The 26939-nt window shown below is 58.8% G+C and carries 24 protein-coding genes; 19 read left to right on the forward strand and 5 right to left on the reverse strand.

The genetic code is table 11. The annotated features are described in order from the left end of the window. Positions 1 to 135: 135 nt before the first annotated feature. Positions 136 to 1380 carry a DUF6178 family protein gene (locus E8K79_RS08225; protein WP_136514318.1) on the forward strand — a complete coding sequence of 415 codons (1245 nt, stop codon included), beginning with the start codon at positions 136 to 138 and terminating at the stop codon, positions 1378 to 1380. Between the two features lie 313 nt (positions 1381 to 1693). On the opposite strand, the gene mtaB is transcribed toward E8K79_RS08225, so the two are convergent. From mtaB to E8K79_RS08245, 4 genes are all read right to left on the reverse strand, one after another. After that, the gene (gene mtaB / locus E8K79_RS08230) at positions 1694 to 2986 is read right to left on the reverse strand and encodes a tRNA (N(6)-L-threonylcarbamoyladenosine(37)-C(2))-methylthiotransferase MtaB (RefSeq protein WP_136514319.1); all 1293 of its coding nucleotides are present in this window, start codon (positions 2984 to 2986) and stop codon (positions 1694 to 1696) included. Between the two features lie 366 nt (positions 2987 to 3352). Continuing rightward, positions 3353 to 4021, reverse strand: coding sequence for a serine O-acetyltransferase (gene cysE, locus E8K79_RS08235; RefSeq protein WP_135871727.1), 669 nt, complete (start codon positions 4019 to 4021; stop codon positions 3353 to 3355). 388 nt (positions 4022 to 4409) lie between these two features. Further along, entirely contained in the window at positions 4410 to 5354 is a 945-nt protein-coding gene (gene miaA / locus E8K79_RS08240) for a tRNA (adenosine(37)-N6)-dimethylallyltransferase MiaA (RefSeq protein WP_136514320.1), read from the reverse strand. Beyond that, complete coding sequence (locus E8K79_RS08245) at positions 5354 to 6721, reverse strand: S41 family peptidase (protein WP_136514321.1); 1368 nt, start codon at positions 6719 to 6721, stop codon at positions 5354 to 5356. Before E8K79_RS08245 ends, miaA begins: the two co-directional genes overlap by 1 nt. Positions 6722 to 6928: 207 nt before the next feature. On the opposite strand from E8K79_RS08245, the gene E8K79_RS08250 reads away from it, so the two are divergent. The 5 genes from E8K79_RS08250 to E8K79_RS08270 all read left to right on the forward strand — a co-directional run bounded on the left by E8K79_RS08250 (position 6929) and on the right by E8K79_RS08270 (position 14032). Further along, entirely contained in the window at positions 6929 to 7528 is a 600-nt protein-coding gene (locus tag E8K79_RS08250; RefSeq protein ID WP_136514322.1) for a DUF502 domain-containing protein, read from the forward strand. Positions 7529 to 7801: 273 nt separating this feature from the next. Next, on the forward strand, positions 7802 to 8767 hold the full coding sequence (locus tag E8K79_RS08255; protein ID WP_136514323.1) for a D-2-hydroxyacid dehydrogenase: 966 nt from the start codon (positions 7802 to 7804) through the stop codon (positions 8765 to 8767). A gap of 757 nt (positions 8768 to 9524) precedes the next feature. Continuing rightward, the gene (locus E8K79_RS08260; RefSeq protein WP_136514324.1) at positions 9525 to 11174 is read left to right on the forward strand and encodes an AMP-binding protein; all 1650 of its coding nucleotides are present in this window, start codon (positions 9525 to 9527) and stop codon (positions 11172 to 11174) included. A 123-nt stretch (positions 11175 to 11297) separates the two neighbouring features. Continuing rightward, positions 11298 to 12488: a M24 family metallopeptidase gene (locus E8K79_RS08265; protein ID WP_136514325.1), complete on the forward strand. Its 1191-nt coding sequence runs from the start codon at positions 11298 to 11300 to the stop codon at positions 12486 to 12488. A gap of 218 nt (positions 12489 to 12706) precedes the next feature. Further along, entirely contained in the window at positions 12707 to 14032 is a 1326-nt protein-coding gene (locus E8K79_RS08270; RefSeq protein WP_135871714.1) for a citrate (Si)-synthase, read from the forward strand. 685 nt (positions 14033 to 14717) lie between these two features. On the opposite strand, the gene amrA is transcribed toward E8K79_RS08270, so the two are convergent. After that, positions 14718 to 15266, reverse strand: a complete 549-nt coding sequence (gene amrA / locus E8K79_RS08275) for an AmmeMemoRadiSam system protein A (protein ID WP_136514326.1) — start codon at positions 15264 to 15266, stop codon at positions 14718 to 14720. A 484-nt stretch (positions 15267 to 15750) separates the two neighbouring features. Between amrA and E8K79_RS08280 the strand changes: the two genes are divergently transcribed. The 13 genes from E8K79_RS08280 to E8K79_RS08340 all read left to right on the forward strand — a co-directional run bounded on the left by E8K79_RS08280 (position 15751) and on the right by E8K79_RS08340 (position 26928). Beyond that, positions 15751 to 15957, forward strand: coding sequence for a hypothetical protein (locus E8K79_RS08280; protein ID WP_136514327.1), 207 nt, complete (start codon positions 15751 to 15753; stop codon positions 15955 to 15957). 149 nt (positions 15958 to 16106) lie between these two features. Next, positions 16107 to 16520 (forward strand): nucleoside-diphosphate kinase, encoded by a 414-nt coding sequence (gene ndk, locus E8K79_RS08285; RefSeq protein ID WP_135871708.1) that lies wholly within the window; start codon positions 16107 to 16109, stop codon positions 16518 to 16520. Positions 16521 to 16585: 65 nt separating this feature from the next. Next, positions 16586 to 17620, forward strand: a complete 1035-nt coding sequence (rlmN, locus tag E8K79_RS08290; RefSeq protein ID WP_136514328.1) for a 23S rRNA (adenine(2503)-C(2))-methyltransferase RlmN — start codon at positions 16586 to 16588, stop codon at positions 17618 to 17620. 57 nt (positions 17621 to 17677) lie between these two features. Continuing rightward, positions 17678 to 18541: an S-methyl-5'-thioadenosine phosphorylase gene (mtnP, locus tag E8K79_RS08295; protein ID WP_135871704.1), complete on the forward strand. Its 864-nt coding sequence runs from the start codon at positions 17678 to 17680 to the stop codon at positions 18539 to 18541. Between the two features lie 84 nt (positions 18542 to 18625). Further along, positions 18626 to 19543: a PfkB family carbohydrate kinase gene (locus E8K79_RS08300; RefSeq protein ID WP_136514329.1), complete on the forward strand. Its 918-nt coding sequence runs from the start codon at positions 18626 to 18628 to the stop codon at positions 19541 to 19543. A 102-nt stretch (positions 19544 to 19645) separates the two neighbouring features. Further along, complete coding sequence (locus E8K79_RS08305) at positions 19646 to 20398, forward strand: tetratricopeptide repeat protein (RefSeq protein ID WP_135871700.1); 753 nt, start codon at positions 19646 to 19648, stop codon at positions 20396 to 20398. A gap of 1 nt (position 20399) precedes the next feature. Continuing rightward, entirely contained in the window at positions 20400 to 21248 is an 849-nt protein-coding gene (locus E8K79_RS08310; protein ID WP_136514330.1) for a helix-turn-helix domain-containing protein, read from the forward strand. A gap of 260 nt (positions 21249 to 21508) precedes the next feature. Next, positions 21509 to 21889: a response regulator gene (locus E8K79_RS08315; protein ID WP_012530095.1), complete on the forward strand. Its 381-nt coding sequence runs from the start codon at positions 21509 to 21511 to the stop codon at positions 21887 to 21889. 31 nt (positions 21890 to 21920) lie between these two features. Beyond that, on the forward strand, positions 21921 to 22364 hold the full coding sequence (locus E8K79_RS08320) for a universal stress protein (RefSeq protein ID WP_136514331.1): 444 nt from the start codon (positions 21921 to 21923) through the stop codon (positions 22362 to 22364). Between the two features lie 88 nt (positions 22365 to 22452). Continuing rightward, positions 22453 to 23643, forward strand: coding sequence for a hybrid sensor histidine kinase/response regulator (locus tag E8K79_RS08325; RefSeq protein ID WP_136514332.1), 1191 nt, complete (start codon positions 22453 to 22455; stop codon positions 23641 to 23643). A gap of 73 nt (positions 23644 to 23716) precedes the next feature. Beyond that, positions 23717 to 24124 (forward strand): response regulator, encoded by a 408-nt coding sequence (locus E8K79_RS08330; protein WP_136514333.1) that lies wholly within the window; start codon positions 23717 to 23719, stop codon positions 24122 to 24124. A gap of 10 nt (positions 24125 to 24134) precedes the next feature. Next, entirely contained in the window at positions 24135 to 25709 is a 1575-nt protein-coding gene (locus E8K79_RS08335; protein ID WP_136514334.1) for an NAD(P)/FAD-dependent oxidoreductase, read from the forward strand. Between the two features lie 46 nt (positions 25710 to 25755). Next, entirely contained in the window at positions 25756 to 26928 is a 1173-nt protein-coding gene (locus E8K79_RS08340) for a 3'-5' exoribonuclease YhaM family protein (RefSeq protein ID WP_136514335.1), read from the forward strand. Positions 26929 to 26939 lie beyond the last annotated feature (11 nt).

Consider the following 26939-nt stretch of genomic DNA (forward strand, 5'->3'; position numbering starts at 1 on the left):
CATTCATCCCCTTCATCCCTGTTAAATATGCCTTGTTTTTGTTTTACTTTGCGACTTTGCGTCTTGAGTGAGCGTAGCGAACGGGCGTGAGGCGCTTTTTTGATGCATCTAAAATGATAGGAGTTGTAACCCACTATGTCGGATAAGAACCACGCAGTAGCAGTCAAACTTTCGGAAGCTGATTTCCACGCGCTTTCCCTTCAGCAGAAAACCCAGTACCTGAAAACCTGCAGCGGCAAGGAGAAGATGGGCCTGATCCTCGCCGACCCCAATGCGAAAAGGCTCGCCGCCTCTTTGGAGTCGCAGGAGTTCTTCTGGCTCATCAAGGAGGTGGGCGAGGCCGACGCGGTGGAACTCCTGCGCATCGCTTCGGCCGAGCAGTGTGTCTTCATCCTCGATATTGAACTCTGGGAAGGCTGGACCTTCTCGGAGGATCGCGCCTGTCACTGGCTTACCTACTTCATTGAAGGGGGCGAGCCGCGCATGCATGAACTGCTGAAGCACCTGGACTTCGAGCTTTTGCAGCTCTTGCTGAGCCGTGAGATCGTGGTGGGCGGTGGCATCGGCGATCAGGGCAACGACGACCTGGCGGACTACGACCACACCTTCGACGGCGTGTTCATGGTGACTTTCAAGAATCCGCAGCACAGCCAATTGATCGGCTCGTTTCTCTCCATGCTGATCAAGCTGGACAACCCGCTCTATACGGCGCTCATGGAGGGGGTGAAAGGGGACGTCGACCTGGAGATGGAGGAGCAGTGCCAGCGTTTCCGTACCGGAAGGCTGCAGGACCTGGGATTCCCCCCGCTTGACGAGGCGTTGTCGATATACGCCCGCGTTCATCCGGACCATTTCGAGCTGGAGGGAGGGAAAGAGCTTGTCTCGGCAGGGGAGGGGGGGCATCTTCTTCCGGTTTCCGCCGATGAGGGGACGCTCTTCGCACGCGCCCTGAACCGCGCCGGCTCGGAGGTCGTCCACCAGGAGCTGAATTACCTCGTGAACAGTGCGCTCGTCGCTGAAGGAGAGGCCTTCCACGAGCCGGAGTCGATGCTCGCGGTGATGCACCGGGTGTGCGGTTACCTGAACATCGCGCTGGAGAAGGTCGCTGCCGGTGATGAGGAGGTGGCTGCGCGCATCCTGGTCGAGGAGGAGTTGAAGAGGTTGTTTCAGCTCGGCTACAGCATCGTGTTGCAGCTCAAGTTCGCGGGGCGGGACGTGGAGAGCGAGGACTACGCCACGGCGAAACTGCTTGCCGGGCTTAAGACGAAGCGTCCGCGCTACTACCGCGGGCTCGATGAGGATGGCATCGACGGTTACCGGGAGTTCCGGGATACCGGCGACGTGCAGCGCGTGGCGGAGTTCATACAGGCACACCACTAAACCCTGTCACGCAAAGACGCGAAAAAACCAAGACAAAGACTTATTTAACAGGGATGAAGGGGATAAAAGGGATAAAACCAAGGCAAAATTCTCTGTCACGCAAAGACGCAAAGTCGCAAAGAAAACAAAGACAAAGGCTCATTTAACAGGGATGAAGGAGATGGAAGGGATAAAACCTTTAAAAGCAAAAGAATTTTGGGGGTAACCAAAATCTTTTCTTTGTTTCTGCTTGTCTTTGCGCCTTTGCGGCTTTGCGTGAGACAGGTTTTATGTCTTTATCCCCTTTATCCCCTTCATCCCTGTTTGAATAGGTTTACGCTTTTATCCTGCCTATCAGTTCCCCGCCTTTGGTCCCGGTGATCACTACGTTCACCTCACGGTTCACCATCTCCTCGCTTCCGTCGATCTGCACGGTCAGGTAGTTCCTGGCAAGTCCCTTGCGCCCACCATCGTCTTTTTGCACCAGTACCTGTAGTTCACGTCCCACGAACTTGGCGGCATACTCTGCCTTCTTCCGCTCAGAGAGGAGCCTGAGTTTCTCGGCGCGCTCCTTGATCACCTTCGGCTGCACCTGGGCGGCCATGGTGGCAGCGGGGGTCCCGGGACGCTGCGAGAATGGGAAGACATGGAGGTAGGCGAGGGGGAGTGACTCGATGAACGCGAAGGTCTCGGCAAACTCCTGGTCCGTCTCGCCGGGGAAGCCGGCGATGACGTCGGACCCGACGCAAACGTCGGGGATGGCCGCAACCAGCGCGTCGACGACACCGCGGAAAAGCTTCGTATCATAGCCGCGGTCCATCCGGGCCAGCACGCCGTCGGAGCCGCTTTGCAGCGGCAGGTGCAGGTGCGGGCAGACGATTTTCGAAGTGGACATGAACTCGATCATCTCGGCGGGGACCTCGGTCGGCTCCACCGAGCCTACCCGCAGCCTCTGCACCACTCCCTGCTCTTCGGCAAGCTTCATAAGGCCCAAAAGGTCGGTCGGCGGGTCGAGGTCGAGGCCGTAGGCGCCGAGATGGATCCCGGTCAGCACGATCTCACGGAATCCGTTCGCTGCAAACGCGGCCATACCCTCGAGTGCTTCCGCTGGGGCGACGCTGCGCGAGGCGCCGCGCGCATAGGGGACGATGCAGTATGCGCAACGGGCGTCGCAGCCGTTTTGCACCTGCAGAAAGGCTCGGGTGTGCTCGGCGAAGCTCTCAAGCGGCGTTCTCTCTTTCGACCTCTCCTTCGATATGTCGCTCACCACTGCCTGCGGCTCGTCCTTCAGCCCCTCGATGAAGCCGACGATGTCTTTCTTCTCGGTGTTGCCGAGGATAAGGTTTACGCCGGGGAGTTTCAGAAGATCGTCGCCGGCCATCTGGGCGTAGCAGCCGGTAACCACGACGCGTGCCTCCGGGTTCATGCGGGAGGCGCGTCTGATCAGACGGCGCGACTCGGCGTCGGTTTTGGCGGTGACGGTGCAGCTGTTGATGACGTAGATATCGGCCTTTTCGGTGAAGGGAACGAAGCTGTACCCTTGCTGCTCGAGGGCCTGGGTCATGGCGGCAGACTCGAACTGGTTGATCTTGCAGCCGAGGGTGGTGATGGCTATCTTCTTGTTCATGCAACCTCAAAAAACATATTTAACAGGGATAAAGGGGATGAAAGGGATAAGGCCGAAAAACATTTGTAACGCAAAGGAGCTGAGACGAAAAGAAAAAAAGAACTAATACAGGGATGCCGGGGGGGATGGGATAAACCTAAAAGCTCCTGTCACGCAAAGACGCAAAGTCGCAAAGTAAAACCAAAAGAAAGGCTTATTTAACAGGGATGAAGGGGATGAAGGGGATAAACCAAAGACAAAGAGACTTCGGGGTTAAACCGAAGTCTCTTTTATTTCCTTCTTTCTTTGCGCCTTTGCGTCTTTGCGTGAGAAAAAGGTTTTACGTCTTTATCCCGTTCATCCCCTTTATCCCTGTTCGAATCGTTTTTAGTTGAGCTTCTTTTTGAGGGCCTCGTGCTCGGCAGCGAGGGCGTTGTACTTCCTTTCCAGTTCGCGGATCTGGTCGAACAAGCAGGAAATCGCCTTCGCTTCTGGGTCCGGCATCTTGCCGTGCTCAAGGTCGAGACGGTCCTGCGGCTTTTCTGTGGCCATTACCACGCGCCCGGGTATGCCGACGACGGTGGAGTTGGGGGGGACTTCCTTCACGACGACGGAGTTGGAGCCGACCTTGCTGTCTTTTCCCACGGTGAAGGGGCCGAGGATTTTCGCACCGGAGCCGATGACGACGTTGTCCATAAGGGTAGGGTGACGCTTCACCTTTTCCCAACTGACACCGCCCAAGGTGACACCGTGGTAGAGGGTTACGTTGTCACCTATCTCGGCGGTCTCGCCGATCACCACGCCCATGCCGTGGTCGATGAAGAAGCCTTTGCCGATCTTCGCTCCGGGGTGGATCTCGATACCGGTGAAAAACCGCCCGAAGTGGGAGGTGAGGCGTCCGAGGAAGTAGCAGTCGTGGATCCAGAACCAGTGCGAAACCCGGTGGAACCAGAGAGCGTGCAGTCCCGGGTAACAGAAGATCACCTCGAGCACGCTTCTTGCCGCCGGATCCCTGTCAAAGACTGCCTTTATGTCTGATTTCAACCTTGCAAACATCGGTTCCCTCCCTGGTTTCATGTCTTTTTGTCGTAACATACCACACCGAATACGTCAATAATTAACATGAAACCCGAAGCAAAAAGCAAAACAGAAGCATAATCGGTTCACGCAAAGACGCAAAGTCGCAAAGTAAAACCAAAAGAAAGGCTTATTTAACAGGGATGAAGGGGATGAAAGGGATAACATCTAAAACAAGATCTGGTGTCACGCAAAGACGCTAAGACGCAAAGGAAAACTTGAAAGACAATTCAACAGGGATAAAGCGGATGAAAGGGATAAACCAAAGATAAGAAAGACTTTGGGGGTAAACCAAAATACTTTTTTGATCTGCTTGTCTTTGCGCCTTTGCGTCTTTGCGTGATCAAGGTTTATGCTTTTATCCTCTTCATCCCTGTTCGAATCGGTTTTGTTTGAATCGGTTTTGCAGCAGTTCGAGTGCCTCGTTTAGTGGGTCCCCGGCGCCTTCGATCCAGTTGATCTCCGTGCCGCGGCTTTGCATCTTCTTGAACCAGTTCTCCTGCTTCTTGGCAAAATCGTGGATAGCGGCGTTCAATTTCTGGAACATGTCGTTGCGGGAGAGCTCTCCCTTAAGGTGCCGGGCGAGGTAGCGGTACTCCAGGCCGTAAAACTCGAGCCGCTCCCAGCTCGTCCCTGCCTCGTGTAGACGACGCACCTCATCGATCATACCTGCTTCCATGCGCTCCTTTAGCCTGCGGGTGATCCGCTCCCTTATCATGGCTCGATCCCAACGGATACCGATGGTGAACGGCACGATGTCTGGCCACGGCTCACTTGCCTCGCCATTATGTTCGGCAATCTCTATGGCACGCACGAGGCGACTGCGCTCAGTAAGATCGGTGGTGTTGTGCAGGGCGGGGGTGGCGCGGGCCAGCCTCTCAGCAAGCTCTTCCATGGAAAGCGGCAAAAGCTCTTCCCTAAGCTCCAGGTTTTCCGGAACCTCGGCCAGGCGGTAGCCGCGCAGCACGCAGTCGAGGTACATGCCGCTACCTCCCACGAGGATCGGCAGTTTGCCGCGCTCTGAGATTTCGGCAAAGCAAGCGAGGAAGTGACGCTGGAACTGGAACAGGTTGAACTCGGAGCCGGGGGGGGCTACGTCAATCAGGTGGTATGGAATGCCTTCATACTCGTGCAGGTCCTTGCCGGTGCCTATGTCCATGCCGCGATAGACCTGACGCGAATCGGCTGAAATGATCTCACCGTCGAACCTGTCGGCCAACTGCACGCCTAGCCGCGTCTTTCCCGAGGCGGTGGCTCCGAGGATGACCAGCAGGTTGTGGTGGCCGGGCGTCTTGCTGCTGCCGGATACCATCAACGGCCGGCACTCTTTTGCAGGACGTTGACATCTTTCAGCAGGTCGATGGCGCGAGCGAGCTGATTGTCCTTTTGCAGAAGCTCTTCATTGCTAAGCTCCTGACTCTTCCCGTTGCCGCGGTTAGTAAGTTGCGGCGGCGCGGCTTTTTTCGGCGGCGCCGGGGTCGGGTGCCCTGCCTCGGGAACCTCCTCCATGTGCCCGTCCAGGTCCCGCTCGCGGACATCGGCCTCCTTCTCCTTTTTGAGCGCCGGTTTCGTGGCGAACTCAATGATGATGTCTGGGGTGATCCCCTTGGCCTGTATGGAGCGTCCGTTCGGGGTGTAGTAACGTGCGGTGGTGAGCTTCAGCCCATCGCCGTTGTTGAGGGTCATCACCGACTGCACGCTCCCCTTGCCGAAGCTCTGCGTTCCCATGATCACGGCGCGCTTGTGATCCTGCAGCGCGCCGGCGACAATCTCGGAGGCGCTCGCGCTGCCACCGTTTATGAGCACCACCATCGGGTAGTTCGGCTCCTTATTCCCTATCGTGGCGGTGAGCGTGTTGGTCATTCCGGGCTCGCGCCCTCTGGTGCTGACGATGTCGCCGTTGCCGAGCCCCTCGCCGATGAAGCGGTCGGCTACACGGTAGGCCTGGTCAACGAGCCCGCCTGGGTTGTAGCGCAGGTCGAGCACGAGACCGGAGAGCGGTCCTCCGTTGTCCGCGGCCAAGGTTTTCAGGGCTCTCTCGAAGTCCTCGCCGGTCCTTTCCTGGAACTCCGCGATGCGGACGTAGCCGTAACCGGGCGCGATGAGACGCGCCTTCAGGCTCTTGGTCTTGATGATGGCGCGGGTGAGGCGGAAGGTGAGCGGCGCTGCGGCCCCCTCTCTCTCTATGGTCAGGGCGACAGTGGTACCCGGGGTGCCGCGCATCCGGCTAACGCACTCGTTGATGGGGAGATCCTTGGTTGGCTTTCCGTCGATGAGGGCGATGTGATCGCCGGACAGGATGCCTGCCTTGAAGGCCGGGGTGTCCTCGATGGGCGCGTTGACCATGAGCTTGCCGTTACGCATGTCCAGCTCGATCCCCACACCGCCGAAGGCACCGGCCATGTGCACCTTCATCTCGGAGAAGTCCGAAGCGGGAAGGTACACGCTGTGCGGGTCGAGCGCGGCGAGCATGCCGTTGATGGCGCCGGTCATGAGCTTTTTGTCGTCGACCTTGTCGACGTAGCTCTCTTTGACGATGTCCACCACTTCCCTGAACATGGCGAGGTATTCCGCCTCGCTGCGGCGGGCACGCTCTTCCTTATCGAGAAGCGGTGCCAGGAAGAAGAGGGAAGCGAGGAGGGCGGCGACGGCCGATATGACGAAACCTTTTTTCAGCATCCAGGTGGGCCTTTGCTAGTTTTCGGGATGAAACGGCGACTGTTACTGTAATTTTTGCGCGGGGCGTTGTCAACTGTGTATCACCCGCGAAACTGTCATACTGCTGCAGATGGTTGACGTTCTTCCGCGGGCAGCAGTTCACTTCCCAAACCCGTTGACATTTCGGCCGCTTTTGTAGCATAACGCAAACGGAAGATAGGAGGCGCAATGGAAAAACTCATCAAACATTTCAAGGGGCGCTTCATCACGGGTCTGTTCGTGGTCGTTCCCCTTGGCATCACCATTTTTATTCTGAAGTTCCTGTTCAACTTCGCAGACGGTATCCTCGGGTCATATCTTGATTCGCTGCTCACTGCCCTGATCAACAACCACACCTACATTCCCGGCCTTGGCATGTTGACCGGATTGATCGTCATCTACCTTTCCGGGCTTCTCGCCACCAACGTGATGGGGACCAGGATCCTCAGGTGGTGGGACGACCTCTTTTCGCGTATCCCCCTGGTGAAGTCGATCTACGGCTCGAGCAAGCAGCTCACCCAGGTTTTCAAGGACGGCAAGACCTCCTATCGTCGGGCCGTGTTCGTTGAGTGGCCACGCAAGGGGGTGCGTGCCGTCGGCTTCGTGACCGCTGAGGTCGAGCATGACGGCGAGAGGTTGGTTGTAGTGTACGTGCCGACCATGCCGAATCCGACCTCCGGATTCGCGCTCTTTTTCCATGAGGACGAGGTTCAAGACTGCGGCATGACGGTGGAGGACGCGGTTAAGTTCGTGGTCTCCGGCGGCGTCGTGGTTGAAAAAAACCTTTAACAAAACCCGGCTCACCCAAAGACGCAAGGCAAAACAAAGACGACAAAATCTCTGTCACGCAAAGACGCAAAGTCGCAAAGTAAAACCCGAAAGCCATTTAACAGGGATGAATGGGATGAAAGGGATAACCAAAGACAAAAGACTTTGGGTTAAACCAGAATCTTTTGTTGTGCTTGTCTTTGCGTCTTTGCGTCTTTGCGTGACAAAGGTTTTATGCCTTTATCCCCTTTATCCCCTTCATCCCTGTTTGAATCGGTTTTGAGTGAGGTGGTCATGAAGATCGTGGTGCTGGACGGACATACTTTGAACCCCGGTGACAACCCGTGGGACGAGGTCGCTGCTTTCGGCGAGCTTACCGTGCACGACCGCACCCCGGAGCATCTTGTTGTGGAGCGCTCCAGCGGCGCGCAGATCGTCCTGACCAACAAGACGCCGCTCAAGGCTGCCACCCTGACCGAACTCCCCGAGCTTAAGCTCATATGTGTCCTGGCTACCGGCTACAACGTGGTTGATCTCGCGGCTGCGGCGCGGCTTGGCATCCCGGTAGTGAACGTGCCGGAGTACGGCAGCGACTCGGTGGCACAGCACGCCATCGCCCTGATTTTGGAACTCACCAACCGAGTGGCTCGTTACAACGAGGCCGTGCACGGGGGTGATTGGACCCGCTCGGCGGACTTCACCCTCGTCGGGGAACCGCTCACCGAACTCTGTGGAAGGACGATCGGGATCGTGGGGCTCGGACGCATCGGCGCGCGCGTCGCGGCTGTCGCCCATGCCCTGGGCATGCAGGTCGTCGCGTACAACCCGCGTCACCGTACCGCGCCCGGCGGATTTCCGGTCACCTGGGTGGAGCTTCACGAGCTTTTTGAGCGTTCCGACGTGGTAAGCCTGCACTGTCCGCTTACCGAGGATAACGCGGGTATGGTGAACGCAGGACTGCTCTCGCGCATGCCGCGCCATGCGCTTCTTATCAACACCTCGAGGGGAGGGCTTGTAAACGAGCGAGACTTGGCCGATGCCTTAAACCGTGGCGTCATCGCCGGAGCCGCCGTGGACGTTGCCGCCTCAGAGCCGATCCCCGCCGACAGCCCGCTTCTCACCGCAAGAAACTGCATCATCACCCCGCACATCGCCTGGGCCACCCTGGCCGCCCGCCAAAGACTCATGGCGACAACGGCGCAAAATATAGCCGCCTTCCTCGAAGGTTCCCCTCAAAACGTCGTGAACCAAAACCTTTAAGCGTGTCACGCCCGTTCGCTGCGCTCACTCAAGACGCAAAGGCGCAAAGAAAAACTGAAAAACATTTAACAGGGATGAAGGGGATGAAAGGGATAAACCAGAGACAAAAAGACTTTTGGGTTAAACCAAAATCTCTTGTTTGAGCTTGTCTTTGCGTCTTTGCGTGAGAAAGGTTTATGTCTTTATCCCCTGTATCCCTTTCATCCCTGTTCGAATAGGTGTTTAGTCTGTGCGATGGTCTGACCGGAGGACGGAGCCGGTCTGCAGGACCTCTGCGTCTTTGCTGTTTACGGCATAACCGCCGCCTGGTGAAGAAGCCCCGATTCCTCTCCTCCTGTTTAACTACCCGTTTCATCGCGTAAAAATGAGGTTTTCCGGCCCGCTCCACACCTTTTGTGGAAAGCGCTGTGGAAAAGACGTTGAAGGAGGGAGAAATGCTTTTTAAATTGCCGGTCTCTGCGTTTTGCCTAAAAAATAATCAGGTTGCTGCTAACGACGTTTCAAACATAGTACTAATGATTTCAGTGGTTTAGCCTAAGGTAGCGGAGTGGCGCCGGAAAATCGTGTCAAGCTTTTTTTGCGCCGGAGGAGCGCCTGTTTCGGACCCGGTCCTCTCCCTGCTCAAAGAAGCGGCAGGCCGACGAGCCATAAATCTTGACATGCCGCAGGTGCCTATGTTAATTGGACAAACCTTTTTTTTATAATGACTTTTCTCGGTTTAACAACCGTTTGATACCGTGAAACACAGGGGGTGCCCATGACGCAAGAGATCAATCTGACAGTCGGAGCTTTGCTGGACGACATAGCGGGCAAATATCCCGACAACGAGGCGCTGATCTACGTCGAGCGCGGTCTGCGCTACACCTGGCGCGAGTTCAATGAGCGCTGCCGCCAAGTGGCGAAGGGGCTCTTGCGCTTAGGGGTGAAAAAGGGCGATCACCTGGCGATCTGGGCCTACAACGTTCCAGAGTGGGTGACCCTGCAGTTCGCCACCGCGAAGATCGGGGCGGTGCTCGTTACCGTCAATACAAGCTATAAGTCCGCCGAACTCGAGTACCTCCTTCGGCAGTCCGACTCGCGCGTTTTGTTCATGGTGCAGGGGTTCAAGGATACCAACTACGTCGAAACGCTGTCGAGCGTGGTTCCGGAGCTTGCGACGAGCAAGCCCGGTGAGCTTTCAAACGCGACACTTCCCTGTCTGCAGCACGTCGTCTTCATTGGGGAGGGAGCCCCTAACGGGATGATCAACTTCGAGAAGATCGTCGAGCTGGGGCGCGATGTGTCAGACGCCGAACTTGCGGCCGTGGAGGCAACGCTGCACGTGAACGAGGTGATCAACATGCAGTACACCTCGGGCACCACCGGTTTCCCGAAGGGGGTCATGCTGACCCACCACAACGTGGTCAACAACGGCTTCAACATCGGTGAGTGCATGCGCTTCACCGAACATGATCGCCTCTGCATCCCAGTTCCCTTCTTCCACTGCTTCGGCTGCGTTTTAGGGGTCATGGCCTGCGTCACCCACGGCACCACCATGGTCCCGGTGGAGATCTTCGACCCCCTGAAAGTGCTGCAGGCTATCGAAAAGGAGCGCTGCACTGCGGTGCACGGCGTTCCGACTATGTTCATCGCCGAACTCGAACATCCACGTTTCCAGGAGTTCGATCTCACTTCGCTTAGGACCGGCATCATGGCTGGCTCTAACTGCCCGATCGAGGTGATGCGCCGCGTCATCCGCGACATGCACGCAAGCGAAATCACCATTGCCTACGGGCAGACCGAATCCTCGCCGGTCATCACCCAGACCCGCACCGATGACCCGATCGAGCTTAAAGTCTCCACCGTCGGCAGGGTGCTTCCGAACGTGGAGCTGAAGATCGTCGACATCGAAACCGGCGCGGAACTCCCGCCGGGCAAGCAGGGCGAGCTCTGCACCAGGGGGTACCTGGTTATGAAGGGGTATTACAAGATGCCCGATGAGACCGCGAAGGCGATCGACACGGACGGCTGGCTCCACACCGGGGACCTCGCGGTCATGGACGAAAACGGCTACTGCAAGATCACCGGGCGAATCAAGAACATGATCATCCGCGGCGGCGAAAACATCTACCCGAGAGAGATCGAGGAGTTCCTTTACACCCATCCGAATATCTCTGACATCCAGGTCTATGGCGTGCCGGACCGAAAGTACGGCGAGCAGGTCATGGCGGCAGTGGTGCTAAAGCAGGGGTGCGAGATGACCGAGGACGAGGTGAAGGAATTTTGTCGCGGCAGGATCGCCAACTACAAAATCCCGAAATATGTCCGCTTCGTCGACTCCTATCCCATGACGGCAAGCGGTAAGATCCAGAAATTCAAGCTGCGCGAGATGGCGATTCGCGAACTGCAGCTTGAGGAAAATGTCTGATCTTCACTGCAGATTCGCTAATAACCCCTTGATCTTACTGGCCTGCAAAGGTTGACGCGGTGCAGATTGTGAGTTATCTTTCCTTCTCCTCCTCATGAACATCATGAGGAGAGAGGAGGGGATATGCGGCTTACGCCGAAGAACGAACTGGAATACCGTTACAGGAAGCTGCAAGTCGAGATGGCGGCCGCGGGCATGGACGCGGTCCTCATGGTGCAAAACGCAGACCTTTTCTACTTCACCGGTACCGTGCAGACCGGTGTCCTCTACCTTCCCGTCTCAGGAAAACCGATCTACCTTGTGCGCCGGGACTTCATGCGTGCACGCATGGAGAGCGCCCTGGAACACGTGGTGCCGCTTCCCTCTCTGGACCGGCTCCCCTCCCTGATCACCGAGCATGGCGCTTTAGCGCCGCAGCGTCTGGGTCTTGAACTCGACGTCCTGCCGGTCAACCTCTACCACAGATACCTTTCCCTTTTCCCCGACGCAAAGCCCGTGGACGCCACGCCTCTCATCAGGCGCGTGCGCATGTGCAAGACCCACTACGAGATCCACATCCTGCAGGACGCGGCCGGCCAGGCCGACAAGGCCTACCGTCGCGCCAGTGAGGTGATCCGCGAGGGGATGAGTGAGGTGGATCTTGCCGCCGAACTCGAACACGTCATGCGCGTCGAGGGGCACCAGGGGTATGTAAGGATGCGGGCCTTCAACGGGGAGATCTCCGGTGTACAGGTTCTATCCGGTGCCGATGCCGCCGCTCCTGCGTGCACCAACACCGCCCTCGGCGGCATGGGGCTTACCCCGGCCTTTGGCCACGGCGCGAGCTACAACAGGATTCGACGCGACGAACCGGTGGTGGTTGATTTCGCAAGTTGTTTCGACGGCTACCTGGTGGATCAGACCAGGATCTTTGCCATCGGTTCCGTTTCGGACCGGATGCGGCGCGGTTACGAGGATATGCTCCGCATCGAGGAACTGATGATGGAGATGGCCGTCGAGGGGGCCAGTTGGGGCGGCATCTATCGCGCCTGTCTCGAGCGTGCCTGTGCCATGGGATATGCCGACGCCTTCATGGGCACACCCGGCGGCCAGATATCCTTCATCGGGCACGGTCTCGGCATTGAGATCGACGAATATCCGTTCATCGCCAGAGGGTTCGATGAGGAAACCTTGGAGGTGGGGATGGCCTTCGCCTTTGAGCCAAAACTGGTGTTTCCCGGTGAGGGAGCCGTTGGCATAGAAAATTCCTTTTATCTGTCAGAACAGGGGCTTAAACGTCTCACCTTTTCAGAGCAGGAACTGGTACTGCTTTAGGTTGGATTAAAATGTATGCAAAATAGTAAAACGGGATTTTTTTGTATTGAAATTGAGTCGGCTCAATGGTATACATTTGAAAAATCTTTGTATACAGTATACCTACCTCACGCAACCGGCCGAAGGTCAGTGTCAAAAGGCACGGTGTCAGCGGGCAATTTGATCAGTTTACTTGATCGGTATGTACCTCAACCCCAACAGAAAAGGAGATCTGGCACATGACGCAATTAAAAGAGAAGTTGTTTGAGAAGATCCAGGCACACCGCCCCCGTATCACCAAGCTGACCAAAGAGTTCGGCTCCGTCGTTATCGACAAGGTGGACATCGGCCAGTGCATCGGCGGCGCCCGCGACATCAGGTCGCTCGTCACCGACATCTCCTACCTCGATCCGCAGGAAGGGATCCGCTTCCGCGGCAAGACCATCCCCGAGACCTTCGAGGCACTGCCGAAGGCTGCAGGTTCCGAGTACCCGACCGTCGAGTCCTTCTGGTACTTCCTGCTGACTGGCGAGGTTCCGACCCTGGAGCAGGTTGCCGCCGTTGAGGCCGAGTTCAAGACCCGTCAGGTGGTGCCCGAGTACGTGTACACCGTCGTGCGCTCGCTGCCTAAGGACAGCCACCCGATGGTCATGCTCTCCGTCGGCATCATGGCGATGCAGAAAGAGTCCAAGTTCGCTGCCTTCTACAGCGGCGGCAAGTTCAACAAGATGGACGCTTGGGAGTACGTATATGAGGATGCCAGCGACATCGTCGCCCGTATCCCGGTTCTCGCCGCCTTCATTTACAACCTCAAGTATCGCGGCGACAAGCAGATCGCCATCGATCCGAAACTTGACCTGGGCGCTAACTTCGCCCACATGATCGGCCAGAGCGAGCAGTACAAGGATGTGGCAAGGATGTACTTCATCCTTCACTCCGACCACGAGTCCGGCAACGTCTCGGCTCACACCACCCACCTGGTGCATTCCGCTCTCTCCGACCCGTACTACGCGTACGCCGCTGGCCTCAACGGCCTTGCCGGCCCGCTGCACGGTCTTGCCAACCAGGAAGTGCTCGGCTGGATCATGGAGTTCCAGAAGAAACTCAACGGCGCCGAGCCGACCAAAGAGAACGTCACCAAGGCTCTCTGGGATACCCTCAACGCAGGTCAGGTCGTTCCGGGCTACGGCCACGCCGTTCTCAGGAAGACCGACCCGCGCTACACCGCGCAGCGTGAGTTCTGCCTCAAGACTCCGGGCCTCAAGGACGACGCGCTGTTCAAGCTGGTCGCCATGATCTTCGAGACCGCCCCGGGCGTCCTCACCGAGCACGGCAAAACCAAGAACCCCTGGCCGAACGTCGATGCGCAGTCCGGCGTCATCCAGTGGTACTACGGCCTCAAGGAGTGGGACTTCTACACCGTTCTGTTCGGTGTAGGTCGTGCGCTTGGCTGCATGGCGAACATCACCTGGGACCGCGGTCTTGGTTACGCGATCGAGCGTCCGAAGTCCGTTACCACCGACATGCTCGAGAAGTGGGCTGCAGAGGGCGGCAGGAAGATGTAATTCGCCGCTTTACGGCAATGCTGATCGGAAGGGGGCGCGTTTGCGCCCCCTTTTTTTTTAGGTTCATCCGGGAATTTCAGGGAAGAAGCGTTTTAGGGCAGCCCGTGTCCTCTATCGCTGAGAACGGTGGCCTTAAAGCTCCCCCCTTTGCGAAGGTTCATCCGGGAATTCCGGGGAAGAAGCGGTCCGTTTCTCACTGAGAACGGTGGCGTTAAAGCTCCCCCCCCCATTTGCGAAGGGGGGACGGGGGGGATTTGCTTTTGTCCCTCAGCTCTAGTTGACAGGGCGGGATTCCAGGTCTTGCTTTCCTCCTGGATGAGAAGAAGGGTTCTCCGATATCAGCCAATTTTTTGTGCAGCGTGCGTGATCGGTGTGTTGGCAGGCGTTTGTATGGTCCGACTAAGGCAAATCCCCCTGCCCCCCCTTCGCAAAGGGGGGGACATGATGCCCCGCTCATCGCTTCGAGGCTAACTGATACGTGCTTCCCCGGAATTCCCTGAAAAACTTTTTTTTAGACGGCGGCTGGGAGTGATGGGCCAGGCGTGGACAGGGGTATGGTCGGCTAGGCTAAGGCTAAAGCCAGGGTTAAAGCTAGAGCTAAAGCCAGGATAGGCTGGGGCTGATGCTAGGCGGGGGAAGACTGGGAAAATACGGGACCGCCGGTGGGGCGGCCCCGAATCGTCCATTACTGTTCTGCGAATACCTGGGCGCTAAAGACGTAAAGATCGGCTCCCTCTTTCCAGTCGTCTCTCTTTAGGCCGGCCTTAAGCGCCGTCTGCGTCAGGAAGGTCTCGCGATCCCATTTGTGCTCCACTGCTACCTGGGGCAGCAGCACCCCGCGCGAAAAGTTCTTCTCCAAATACAGGCCGTGCTTGCCGACCTCCACCTCTTCTGGGGACTCTATCTTGTTGAGTGGCGAGAGCACCGATATCTCCACCTCGAATTCAGCCAGGTCGTCCTCCTTCATCGGGTAGAAACGGGGATCCCTGGTTGCAGCGGAGGCGGCCATCTCCTGGATTAATTGATATAAGGGCTTGTCAGAGGTGAAGTTGCCAATGCAGCCTCGGAGCGTCCCTTTTTTCTTGATGGTGACGAAGCACCCCTGGGGTACCAGCAGCCTTTCCTCGGCCACCGTTTGCATTTTGAGTTTGCCGGTCCGGACTGTCGACGTTACCGCTTCGCGGGCCAGTTGAAGAAGAAGTTTCTTGTCTGAGGAGTTGAGTGTTTCGTTCACGGGTCCCCCTTGGTGGCGTAGCTCCGGCGCGGGGCGGAGAGAGATTGGACTAAAGTAATATATTCAGTCTCTGTTTACAAGAACTATGCGATCCTTCACGCAGCGTTTTTCGTCTTTATCAACACGATCACGACCAGGAGGGGGATGTTTGAGGGCGACAGCTAGCAGCGCTCTTCCCTTGGCGTCATGTTGGACGCTTTCCGTTCACCCTAGCGTTGCTCCACGACCTCGCTTTTGGGGGAGGAGTCACCTGCCGTTGGGTACTTCTGTCCATGTTTATTGCAATATTGTGGAGTTGATATGTTTAGGCGGGTCGATCAAAAAGTTTACAAAGCCGCTGCTAATATTTTTTTATATTCGCCACTTTTAAAAAGTGTTGACTTTTACAGGAATGCTAGTATATTCGGCCTTTGTTGTCGTACGAAAAAAACCATGCGCTTTGCGCAGTAATGGTAAATCCAAAAGAAAAGAGGTGATATCGTCAATGAAAAAACTGATCTCCTTCGCACTTTGCCTGGCTCTGGCCCTGTCCTTCGCTGCTGGCTGCAAGAAGAAAGAAGAGGCTCCGGCTCCGGCCGCTGAGCAGGCTGCTCCGGCTGCTCCGGCTCAGGCTCCGATGTCCTCCGCTAAAGCTCCGGAAGCTGCTCCGGCTGCTCCGGCTGCTCCGGCTGCCCCGGCTGAGAAGAAGTAAGCTGAAACAGGGTCGCCCTGTTTCGCAAAGCCCACAGATCGCTCTGTGGGCTTTTTTTGTGCCTCTATCCGGCCATTTGCCTTGACAACGGCGGAGCCGGAATGCTAATTAGATGGGTCGTCTACTATAAATTAATCTCGGAGGAAACAATGGAAAGAACATTTGCCATCATAAAGCCTGACGCAGTCGAGAGAAACGTGACCGGCAAGGTCATCGCTATGATCGAGGAAGCTGGCTTCAAGGTCGTCGGCATGAAGAAGATCCTGCTCTCCAAGAGCCAGGTCGAAGGGTTCTACTACGTCCACAAAGAGCGTCCGTTCTTCGGCGACCTCTGCGCGTTCATGTCCCGCGGCCCGGTGATCACCCTGGTGCTGGAGAAGGAAAACGCCATCGCCGACTGGCGTACCCTCATGGGGGCAACCAACCCGGCCAACGCCGCGGAAGGTACCATCCGCAAGTCCCTGGGCGTCAGCATCGAAGAGAACACCGTGCACGGCTCCGATTCCCCCGAGTCCGCTTCCTTCGAAATCCCGTATTTCTTCAACCAGCTGGAACTGGTTTAATCCGAAGCTGGTTCAAGACAGACCAAGAGCCCTTCGCGAGAAGGGCTTTTTTAGTATCAAAAGACATGGAAAAGACCGATATAAAGAATTTGACCCTGCAGGACCTCGAGGCGTACATCTCAGGGCTCGGCAAGGAACGCTTCCGCGCGAAACAGATCTTCAAGTGGCTCTACCAGATGGATGCCATGAGCTTCGACGAGATGACCAACGTCTCCAAGGAGTTCCGGGCCGTCCTGCAGGAGCGTGCCGAGATTAGCAACCTCATCCCCGAGGCGGTCGAGGCTTCCGCGGACGGCACGAGGAAGTACCTCTTCCGCCTGAAAGACGGCTCCGCTGTGGAAAGCGTGCTCATCCCTGACGAGGGGAGAAACACCCTGTGCATCTCCAGCCAGGTCGGCTGCGCCATGCAGTGCGCCTTCTGCCTGACCGGCACCTTCGGCCTGGAGCGGAACCTGACTACGGCCGAGATCGTGAACCAGGTCTGCGCGGTGAAACGAGAGCACCCGGTGAACAACATCGTCTTCATGGGGATGGGAGAGCCTTTGCACAACCTGGCTGGCGTCATCCCTGCGGTGAAGATCCTCACCGACCCGGACGGCTTTCAGCTCTCCACGCGCAAGGTGACCGTCTCCACCTCGGGGCTCGTCCCGGAGATGGCGGAGCTTGGACGCGGCTGCACGGTGAACCTCGCGGTCTCCCTGAACGCCACCACGGACGAGGTGCGGGACCAGATCATGCCCATCAACCGGCGCTACCCTCTGAAAGAGCTCCTGGCCGCCTGCAAGGCGTTCCCGCTTCCTTCCAGGCGCTGGATCACCATGGAGTACGTCATGATCCGGGACCTGAACGACACGCTGGAGGACGCGAAAAGGCTCGTGCGCCTTATCAGCAACATCCCCTCCAAGGTGAACCTGATCCCGTTCAACGAGCACGAGGGGTGCGGCTTTAAGACGCCGACCCAGGAGAGCATCGACCGGTTTCACAAGTACCTATTGGACAAGAACGTTACCGTGATCACCCGCTCCAGCCGCGGTGGGGACATCTCCGCCGCCTGCGGGCAGTTGAAGGGGAAGTTGGACCGAAAGGACGAGGCAGACTAGCGGCGCCTGAAAGGGGCGCTCCGTATATTATTAATTCAATGACGCTGGGAGGAAGCTATGGCTAACGAAGTAATCGGTGTGATCGGCGGCAGCGGACTGTACGAGATGGAAGGGATGACCGGGGTGAGCCAGGTTATCGTGGATACCCCCTTCGGCAGGCCCAGCGACGAGTACGTCACCGGTACCCTTGACGGCGTGCAGATGGTCTTCCTGCCGCGCCATGGCAAGGGGCACCGCTTCACCCCCTCCGAGGTAAACTACCGCGCCAACGTCTACGGCATGAAGAAGCTCGGCGTCACCCGCATCATCTCCGTCTCGGCGGTAGGGAGCCTGAAGGAGGAGATCGTCCCCGGGCACATCGTCGTTCCGGACCAGTTCATCGACCGCACCCGCGGTTTCCGGAAGGACACCTTCTTCGGCAACGGCGTGGTCGGCCACGTCCAGTTCGCGGACCCCGTCTGCGGCGAACTCTCCGATATCCTGTACCGGGCGGCCGGGGAGGTGGGGGCCACCGTGCACAAGGGGGGATGCTACGTCTGCATGGAGGGACCGGCCTTCTCCACCCGCGCCGAGTCGCACCTGTACCGCTCCTTCGGCGCCTCCATAATCGGCATGACGAACCTGACCGAGGCGAAGCTCGCCCGCGAGGCCGAGATCTGCTACGGCGTCATCGCTCTCTCCACCGATTACGACTGCTGGCACGAGTCCCACGACGACGTCTCCGTGGAGGCGATCATCGAGATCATCAAGAACAACGTGGCCACCGCGAAAAAGATCATCCGCCAGGCAGTGGCGCAGGTTGCCGCCGGCCGCGGCTGTGCCTGCGGCGAGGCGCTCAAGTACGCGGTGATCAGCGATACCTCGGTCATCCCCGTCGAGACCCGCGAAAACCTCGAGCTCATCCTCGGGAAATACCTGTAAAACGAACACGTGCCGCCGGGGCTTCCCGGCGGCTTCTTCTTATCCGCAGTCGCACACCCATCCCGTACCATACCGGAGGCTTTCATGAGCATACTTGTTGTCGGCTCCGTCGCGCTTGATTCCGTAGAGACCCCATTCGGCGTAAGAGACCGCGTCCTTGGGGGCTCGGCCACCTATTTCGCCACTTCCGCGAGCTTCTTCACTGACGTAAACCTCGTCGCCGTGGTCGGGGAGGACTTCCCCGAGGAGCACACCCGCTTTCTCTCCTCGCGCAACATCGATCTTACCGGCCTATCCCGGGTTCCTGGCGAGACCTTCCACTGGAAAGGGCGCTACGGCTACGACCTGAACGAGGCGCAGACCCTGGAAACCCACCTGAACGTCTTCGAGAGCTTCAAGCCAGTGATCCCGGCCTCATATGCGGACGCGCAGTACCTGATCCTCGCCAACATCGACCCCGAGCTGCAGATGGAGGTGCTGAACCAGGTGAAGAGCCCGCGCGTGGTCGCCTGCGACACCATGAACTTCTGGATCTCGTCGAAGCCTGATGCGCTCAAAAAGGTGATCAGCCGCGTCGACTTCCTGATCATCAACGAGGGGGAGGCGCGCCAGCTCTCCGGCGAGGCGAACCTTGTGAAGGCTGCACGCGCCATCATCGGCCTCGGCGTCAAGAACCTCATCGTGAAGCGCGGCGAGTACGGTGTGCTCATGTTCAACGGGCACTCGGTGTTTGCCGCCCCGGCCTTCCCGCTCGAGCAGGTCTTTGATCCTACCGGCGCAGGAGACACCTTCGCCGGCGGTTTCATGGGGTATCTCGCCAACACCGGCAACCTCTCCGATGAGGGGATCCGTCAGGCGATCATCTTCGGGTCGGTGATGGCCTCCTTCAACGTCGAGGACTTCAGCCTCGAACGTCTGAAGACCCTCAGCTACCCAGAGATCGAGGCGCGCTACCGCAGCTTCAAGAACATGACCCATTTCCAGGGGGGCGGGGAACTGTAGCGCCGCATCTGGCGCGCCGCCGGTTACCGGCTCCTCATTGACAATGACCATCACATCTGTTAATTTTTCCTGGTGCAATTTCGCGGGTTTCCTGTGAGGTATATGATCCGTCCCACGCCCTTCATGCTTGCCGTCACCGTCCTGCTCGCCTCAGGGTGCGCCCTGAGTCAGGCCGACAAGAACCTGGCCGTCTACCACTTCCAGATGGGGCAGTCCTTCTATGCCGAGAGCAACTTCACCGGCGCCCTGAAGGAGCTGACCGCCGCCGAGAAGCTCACCCCAAAAGACCCGGAACTCCTGAACCTTTTGGGGCTCGCCTATTTTCGCAAGGGACACTATGACCTCGCCGAGGAGAAGTTTCTGAAGGCGGTCTCCCTCAGGAAGAACTTTTCCGATGCGCGCAACAACCTGGGTGTCAACTACCTTGAGATGAAGCGCTGGGATGACGCCATCAACCAGTTCAAGGTTGTGCAGGACGACATCTTCTACCAGGGACAGGACAACGCCGCCATCAACCTGGGGCTCGCCTACCTCGGGAAGGGGGATTACCCCCATGCCCTCGAGGTGCTGCGCGGCCTGGTCGGCAAAAACGGCAGCGATCCCCGTACCAGGCTGAACCTCGGACGCGTCTACTTCGCCATGGACAAGACCGAGCTTGCCGTGGAGGAATACCAGAAGGCGCTTAGGCTTGCGCCGACCTACGCGAGCGCCCATTACCACATGGGGCTTGCGCAGATGAAGCTCAAAAACGCCGACGCGGCCAGAAACGCGTTCCAGGATGTCGTGCGCCTGGCCCCGGATTCCGAGATCGGGCAGCTCTCCAGGGAGTACCTGGACCTGCTAAAGGTGAGGTAAAGTGGCTGAGCCAGAGTTGGAAAACGACGCGGAACTCCCGGTAGGGGAGTACCTGCGCAAGGCCCGCGAGGCGAATGGGCTTCAGTTGGAGGACGCCGCCCGCGTCACCAAGATCGGAAAGAACTACCTGGTCGCCATCGAGGCGGGACAGTTCGAAAAGCTCCCCAATGCGGCGTATATCAAAGGTTTTCTGCGGCTTTATGCCGGTTATCTCTCCCTTTCCGGTGACGATATCGTGGCACGGTACGAGAAGGGGCTCCTTCCCCCTCCCGGCCCACAGCCTCCTGCCGCAACCAAGACGACCGAGGCCGAAACAAAGCGCCCCGGCATCGGAAGCCTCGAGCGGGTTAGGGTGGCCGGTCCCGGACGGTGGGCGGTGCCTGCGCTTTTGCTGGTAGCTGTGGTTGTCGTGGCTGTTTTCATCTCCGAGGATGAGCGTCCTGTAGCCCCCCCTCCGGCAGCCCCCCCTGCGCCGGCCGCAGCTCCCGCGCCTGCACCTCTTGCCGGCGCCGTTCAAAAGCCGCTCAGCTCAAGCCGCGGTGTGCTTCCCACGCCCCCTGCGGATGGGGAGAGCACAGCGACGCCGCCCGGCAAAAAGGGAGGCGTCGTGCTGAAGCTGCGCTTCACCCAGGACAGCTGGCTCAGCATCACCATCGACGACAGCATCTCGCAGCGTTACGACCTGAAGGCCGGCGACATCATCGAGTGGAAAGGGGAGCGTTCCTTCGTTCTCGACCTCGGTGACGGTGGCGCGGTCGAGGGTGAGTTGAACGGCCGCCCCCTCAAGGCACTGGGCGAGCCTGGAAAACCTGCACACGTGGAGTTGACCGGTCGCGAAGCAGGGCAGTGAGACCGGAAACGATCCCCGTCTCTAAGGTATGGCTGGTTTCGGTTGTTTGACGGTAAGAAGTGACTGTGACGGACGTTAATGGGAAGGGGGCAGCTGCGAGTTCGATTGCGCAGGGATGCCCCCGCTTCGTCTTCGCCGCGTAATACCTTTCACTACGCCCGGTTACGGAATCTTTTGAAGAGGGCTCACCCACCCTTGACAGCGGGTTCCCTAGTGTTAGAATCAATCCTGCAGATTTTAATAAGAATATGGAGCCGATCTTGCCAAAGCAGCCGAAGAGAATACTGGTGGTAGACGACGAGGAGAACGCTCGCATCGGCCTCTCCCGACTACTTGCCAAGGAAGGCTTCCTGGTAGACAGTGTGGCGAACGGGTTCGAGGCGCTCAACTACTTGCGCGAGCAGGAAGTGAACCTGATCGTCACCGATATCAATATGCCTGAAATGAACGGCATTACCTTCCTGAAGGAGCTGAACAGGAGCTATCCGTCCAGCAACGTAATCATGATCACCGCTTACGGCGGTGTGGAATCCTATATCGAGGCGATGAACCTTGGGGCCTTCGAGTACATCAACAAGCCGGTGAAGATCGATGAACTGAAGTCGATCCTCAAGAAGATCTTCAAGGAAACGAGCCACTGACTCTGATCGCCGAAAACCGGGGAGGGTCCAGATGCCAAACTTCGACAAGATACTTTTCGCCACCGATTTTTCCGAAAGCTCCGGCCACGCCTTTACCTACGCGCTGACCCTTGCCAAGCAGTTCAAAAGCCGCCTGACCATCATGCACGTGATAAACGAGCCGGTCGACCTGCGCGGCTTCTACGTACCCCACGTCTCCTTTGAGAACCTCGAGAAGGAGATCGAGGAGGGTGCGCAGAAGATGATGAGCACCTTTATCACCCAAAACATCGCCGGCTTCGCCAATTACGAGACTGCCATCGTGACCGGGGTACCTTGGGAAGAGATCATGAAAAGGGCCGAAACCGACGGCTCTTCCTGCATCGTTCTGGGCACCCAGGGAAGAAGCGGTATTGACCACCTGCTCTTCGGGTCGACCGCTGAGCGCGTGGTGCGCAAGGCGCACTGCCCGGTGGTCACGGTGAGGCTTCCCTGATAAAAGCGGCATACATCCATGCGGGGCAGCGTTCGCTGCCCCTTTTTTTTGATGTTTTTGATCCTATACGGAAGGAGCAGGACCTGAAATGAGCGATGTGGAAAAAGAGCCGCGCGGCCGCGTTCTGATCGTCGACGACGAGAAGGTCATTCTCGATCTCACCGGCATCATCCTGAGAAACCGCGGCTACCAGGTCTACACCGCCCTCAGCGCGCAGGAGGGGTTGGAGACCATTGAGCGGGAGCGTCCGGAGCTGGTCCTTTTGGACTACATGATGCCCAACATGGACGGTCTCACCGCCCTGAGGGAAATCAAGCGGCTCTACAGCGACACCTACGTCATCATGTTCACCGGCAAGGGGAGCGAGGAAATCGCCGTCGAGCTGATGAAGGCGGGGGCGTCGGACTACATCCTCAAGCCCTTCAACAACCAGGACCTCGTCGAGCGGATCGAGAGCGTCCTGAAGCTGCGCGGTATCGAGCTGCAAAACCGCGCCCTCTTGAGCGAGCGGGAGCGGCTTTTGGCTGAGATCGCCGACTGGAACCGGGAACTCGAGGCGCGCGTGCAAGAAAAGAGCGAGGCGCTTTCCAGGGCCCAGGCCGAGGTGGTGCAGTCCGAGAAACTCGCCTCGCTTGGCTACCTCTCCGCCGGAATGGCTCACGAAATCAGAAACCCGCTCAACTCGATCGCGCTCTTCGTCCAGTTGATCAAGAGCGGGCTGGACGAGCCGGAGCGCGAGGAGTACGTCGACAAGATCCTCAAGGAAGTGGACCGGATCGACAACATCCTCGGCAAGCTCCTCGACGCCGCGAAGCGCCCGAAGTTCGAGATCAGCGAGGTCCGAGTGGACCGGGTTCTCGAGCACACACTCGATGCCTTCACCCCGCAACTGCGCCAAAAAAGGATCAAGGTGGTGCGCGACTTCAGAAGCCTCCCCCCCGCCATCAAGGCCGACCCGATGGAGATCGAGCAGATCTTCACCAACCTCTTTTTGAACTCGATCCACGTCATGCAGGAGGAGGGGACCCTCACCGTATCGCTGGAGGAGGAACAGGGTTTCCTCACGGTGCGTGTCGCCGACACCGGTCCCGGCATCCCCCCCGAGAACCTTCCCAACATCTTCGATCCCTTCTTCACCACGAACAGCCGCGGCACCGGTCTGGGGCTCTCGGTTGTGCTGCGCATCGTCAAGACCTACAAGGGCAAGATCGAGGTGGAAAAGAGCGACCCCGCCGGCACCACCTTCGCGGTGCGCCTGCCGCTTAACGCGCCGAGATAAAAGGGTGCTTTCCGCTTTTCTTTTCGACCGCATTTTTGTATGATGTCGCATTCCATCACGCCTTGAGGTCGAAATGACAGCAGAGAGCAGGGGCCGCATCCTCCTGGTAGACGACGACAAGTTCTTCCTGAAGGTGATGTCCGACGCCTTCACGGGTGCGGGCTTCGCCGTAGTGACCGCTGGGGACGGCCTTAGCGGCGTCGAGACCTACGCCGCCGGCGTTTTCGACGTCGTCATTCTCGACCTGATCATGCCCCGCATGGGAGGGGTGAGCGCCTCCCTGGAGATGGGGCGCCTGGCGCGGTCGCCGGAGCCGATCTTCATCCTTTTGACCTCGATGTTCCAGGGCGCCCCACACGAACACCCGATCCCCGAGATGGGGGCGAAGGTGCACATCCCGAAATCAACCTCTCCTCTGGACATCGTCATCATCGTCGAGCAGCTCCTGGAAAGAAAACGGCGCGGCGCCGGCGCCGCCTGACGGAAACCCCATGCCATTTTTGTTACGTAACCTCACCCTGAGCCCGGGCGTCGAGGAGAGTGCGCTGCGTCCTCTGGCCGCCGCCGGCCTGGGCGTGCGCGAATCCGAGATCACGGAGCTCACCCTGGTGAAAAAGGGTGTGGACGCCCGGAAGAAGGGGGCCATCAAGCTGGTCTACACGGTCCGGGTATCGCTCGCCGATGAGTCGCGGGTGAACCCCAAGGGGGACGTGACGCGGGTGGAGCCGCCTGCCGCACCCCGCTTCCCGCGTCTCTTAAGTTCCGAGCGCATCGTCATCGTCGGCATGGGGCCGGCTGGGCTCTTCGCCGCGCTGAGACTCGCCGAGTACGGCCTCACCGCCAGGATCCTTGAGCGCGGGCGCGACGTGGACCGGCGCGCGAAGGACGTTTCCCGTTTCTGGCGCCTGGGTGAGCTGTGCGCAGAGAGCAACGTGCAGTTCGGGGAAGGGGGCGCCGGCACCTTCTCGGACGGCAAACTCACCACCAGGGTGAAGGACGCGAACTGCGGCTGGGTGCTGCAGCGCCTGGTCGACTTCGGCGCACCGCCCGAGATCCTTTACGCGTCGAAGCCGCACATCGGCACCGACCGGCTGCGCGCGGTGGTGCGCGGCATCCGCGAGCGGCTCATCGCCTCGGGCTTTTCCGTCGGCTTCGAGCAGAGGCTGACCGGGATCGGGATGGCCGCCGGCCGGGTGGCGAGTGTCATGGTGAACGAGACCGGCGAGGAGCCGTGCGACACGCTCGTTTTGGCACCCGGGCACAGCGCACGCGACACCTACGCCCTGTTGCACGCCATTGGGGTCAACCTGGAGCAGAAGCCGTTCGCGGTGGGGCTCAGGGTGGAGCACCCGCAGCCCCTCATCAACGAGATTCAGTACGGCCGGAACGCGCACCCCTCGCTCCCCGCGGCGGAGTACTTCCAGGCCTACAACAATGAGCGGACCGGCCGTTCCGCCTACTCCTTCTGCATGTGCCCGGGCGGGGTGGTGGTGGCCTCCTCCTCGGAGGCGGGCGGTGTGGTGGTGAACGGCATGAGCGGCTACCTCAGAAACGGCCCCTTTGCCAACAGCGCCCTCGTGGTGACCGTCGGGCCCGCGGATTTCGCCGGTGCATCCCCTCTTGCCGGGGTCGAGTTCCAGCGCGAGCTGGAGCGGCGCGCCTTCCACGCCGGCGGTGGAGAATATCGCGCCCCAGCGCAAAGCCTCATGGGCTTTCTCGGCAAGGGAAACGGGCGGGTTCAAGCGAGCTACCGCCCCGGCGTGACCGAGTACGACCTCGTCTCGCTGCTCCCTGCGCCGGTTGCGGCGACGCTAAGGGAGGGGATCGAGTACTTCGACCGTAAGATGCGCGGCTTTATCTCGGCCGAGGCGACTCTTACCGGCGTGGAGACGCGTACCTCAGCCCCGCTGCGCATCGTGAGGGGGGAAGATCTGCAGTCGACTAGCCATAACGGCCTCTACCCGACCGGGGAGGGGGCAGGCTACGCCGGCGGCATCATGAGTGCCGCTCTCGACGGCATCCGGGTGGCCGACGCCATCGCGGCAAGGATCACCGCCGGACGCTAGAGATGGCGCACCGTATCAGCATGATTTTGATTACAAGGAGCCTTACTTGAAAAAAACCGTTGCCGAAATAAAGGACCGCGACATCGTAGATGCGGTCTTCCTGGTCAAGGAAAAGATCGTCGCCATGGCCAAGAACGGCAAGCCGTACCTCACCCTGAAGCTGATGGACAAGACGGGGGAGGTGGATGCCAAGATCTGGGACAACGCGGACCAGGTCGGCTCTTTGTTCGACAGAAACGACTTCCTCGCCGTGAAGGGGAAGGCGAGCGTCTACTTGGGCAAGATGCAGCTCATCGTCTCCGAGCTGAAGCGGGTACCCGAGGAAAGCGTGGTGCTCGCCGATTTTCTTCCCGAGACCGACAACGACATCAAGGGCATGGAGGCCGAGCTGCACGCCCTGATCGCCGGCATGGCCGACCAGGACCTCGCCCGGCTGCTCCGCTCCTTCTTCGAGGATCCGGAGCTCATGGCGCAGTACCGCACCGCACCGGCGGCGAAGGGAATGCACCACGTCTACCTCGGGGGGCTCCTGGAGCACTCGCTTGCCGTGGCGCGGCTCGCGGACGCCATGGTGCCGCTCTACCAGGGGTTGAACCGCGACCTTCTCGTTGCCGGCGCGCTCCTGCACGACATCGGCAAGGTGCGCGAGATGACCTATCTACGCTGCTTCGACTACTCCGATGAGGGTAAGCTGCTCGGCCACATCACCATCGGTGTCGAGATGCTGCATGAGCGGATCGCGAAGCTCCCCAACTTTCCGGACGAGCTCGCCATGCTCCTTAAACACATGATCCTGTCGCACCACGGTCAGTACGAGTACGGCTCGCCCAAGCGTCCTAAGACCCTGGAAGCGACCATCCTCAACTACCTGGACGACCTCGACTCGAAGATCAACGGTATCCGGACCCACATAAGAAAAGAGCCGGACAACCCGTCCCGCTGGACCGCTTATCACCGCCTCTACGACCGCTACTTCTTCAAGGAAAAACCGGTCGTTGCGGAGGGTGAAGGGGGAACGGATCTTGAGCCGTCCGAGCTTGTAGCGGAGACGGTCATCGCGCCGGCGCCGCCGAGCCCGGCCCACCGGCCTGAGGCGGCTCCGCAGCAGCGTCAGGAACAACGTCAGGAACAACGTCAGGAACAACGTCAGGAACAACGGCAGGACCAGCGCGAGCGGAAAAACTTCAGCAACAACCCGTTCGCCATTCTGAAGAAGTGACGGGAGGAATA

It is taken from the genome of Geomonas edaphica, from assembly GCF_004917075.1.
Taxonomy (GTDB): Bacteria; Desulfobacterota; Desulfuromonadia; order Geobacterales; family Geobacteraceae; genus Geomonas; species Geomonas edaphica.

What these genes read in the sequence shown, in the direction of transcription:
- E8K79_RS08225 (WP_136514318.1), top strand. Translation starts at nt 136, where the DNA reads ATGTCGGATAAGAACCACGCAGTAGCAGTCAAACTTTCGGAAGCTGAT.
- mtaB (WP_136514319.1), bottom strand. Translation starts at nt 2,986, where the DNA reads ATGAACAAGAAGATAGCCATCACCACCCTCGGCTGCAAGATCAACCAG.
- cysE (WP_135871727.1), bottom strand. Translation starts at nt 4,021, where the DNA reads ATGTTTGCAAGGTTGAAATCAGACATAAAGGCAGTCTTTGACAGGGAT.
- miaA (WP_136514320.1), bottom strand. Translation starts at nt 5,354, where the DNA reads ATGGTATCCGGCAGCAGCAAGACGCCCGGCCACCACAACCTGCTGGTC.
- E8K79_RS08245 (WP_136514321.1), bottom strand. Translation starts at nt 6,721, where the DNA reads ATGCTGAAAAAAGGTTTCGTCATATCGGCCGTCGCCGCCCTCCTCGCT.
- E8K79_RS08250 (WP_136514322.1), top strand. Translation starts at nt 6,929, where the DNA reads ATGGAAAAACTCATCAAACATTTCAAGGGGCGCTTCATCACGGGTCTG.
- E8K79_RS08255 (WP_136514323.1), top strand. Translation starts at nt 7,802, where the DNA reads ATGAAGATCGTGGTGCTGGACGGACATACTTTGAACCCCGGTGACAAC.
- E8K79_RS08260 (WP_136514324.1), top strand. Translation starts at nt 9,525, where the DNA reads ATGACGCAAGAGATCAATCTGACAGTCGGAGCTTTGCTGGACGACATA.
- E8K79_RS08265 (WP_136514325.1), top strand. Translation starts at nt 11,298, where the DNA reads ATGCGGCTTACGCCGAAGAACGAACTGGAATACCGTTACAGGAAGCTG.
- E8K79_RS08270 (WP_135871714.1), top strand. Translation starts at nt 12,707, where the DNA reads ATGACGCAATTAAAAGAGAAGTTGTTTGAGAAGATCCAGGCACACCGC.
- E8K79_RS08280 (WP_136514327.1), top strand. Translation starts at nt 15,751, where the DNA reads ATGAAAAAACTGATCTCCTTCGCACTTTGCCTGGCTCTGGCCCTGTCC.
- ndk (WP_135871708.1), top strand. Translation starts at nt 16,107, where the DNA reads ATGGAAAGAACATTTGCCATCATAAAGCCTGACGCAGTCGAGAGAAAC.
- rlmN (WP_136514328.1), top strand. Translation starts at nt 16,586, where the DNA reads ATGGAAAAGACCGATATAAAGAATTTGACCCTGCAGGACCTCGAGGCG.
- mtnP (WP_135871704.1), top strand. Translation starts at nt 17,678, where the DNA reads ATGGCTAACGAAGTAATCGGTGTGATCGGCGGCAGCGGACTGTACGAG.
- E8K79_RS08300 (WP_136514329.1), top strand. Translation starts at nt 18,626, where the DNA reads ATGAGCATACTTGTTGTCGGCTCCGTCGCGCTTGATTCCGTAGAGACC.
- E8K79_RS08305 (WP_135871700.1), top strand. Translation starts at nt 19,646, where the DNA reads ATGATCCGTCCCACGCCCTTCATGCTTGCCGTCACCGTCCTGCTCGCC.
- E8K79_RS08320 (WP_136514331.1), top strand. Translation starts at nt 21,921, where the DNA reads ATGCCAAACTTCGACAAGATACTTTTCGCCACCGATTTTTCCGAAAGC.
- E8K79_RS08325 (WP_136514332.1), top strand. Translation starts at nt 22,453, where the DNA reads ATGAGCGATGTGGAAAAAGAGCCGCGCGGCCGCGTTCTGATCGTCGAC.
- E8K79_RS08330 (WP_136514333.1), top strand. Translation starts at nt 23,717, where the DNA reads ATGACAGCAGAGAGCAGGGGCCGCATCCTCCTGGTAGACGACGACAAG.
- E8K79_RS08335 (WP_136514334.1), top strand. Translation starts at nt 24,135, where the DNA reads ATGCCATTTTTGTTACGTAACCTCACCCTGAGCCCGGGCGTCGAGGAG.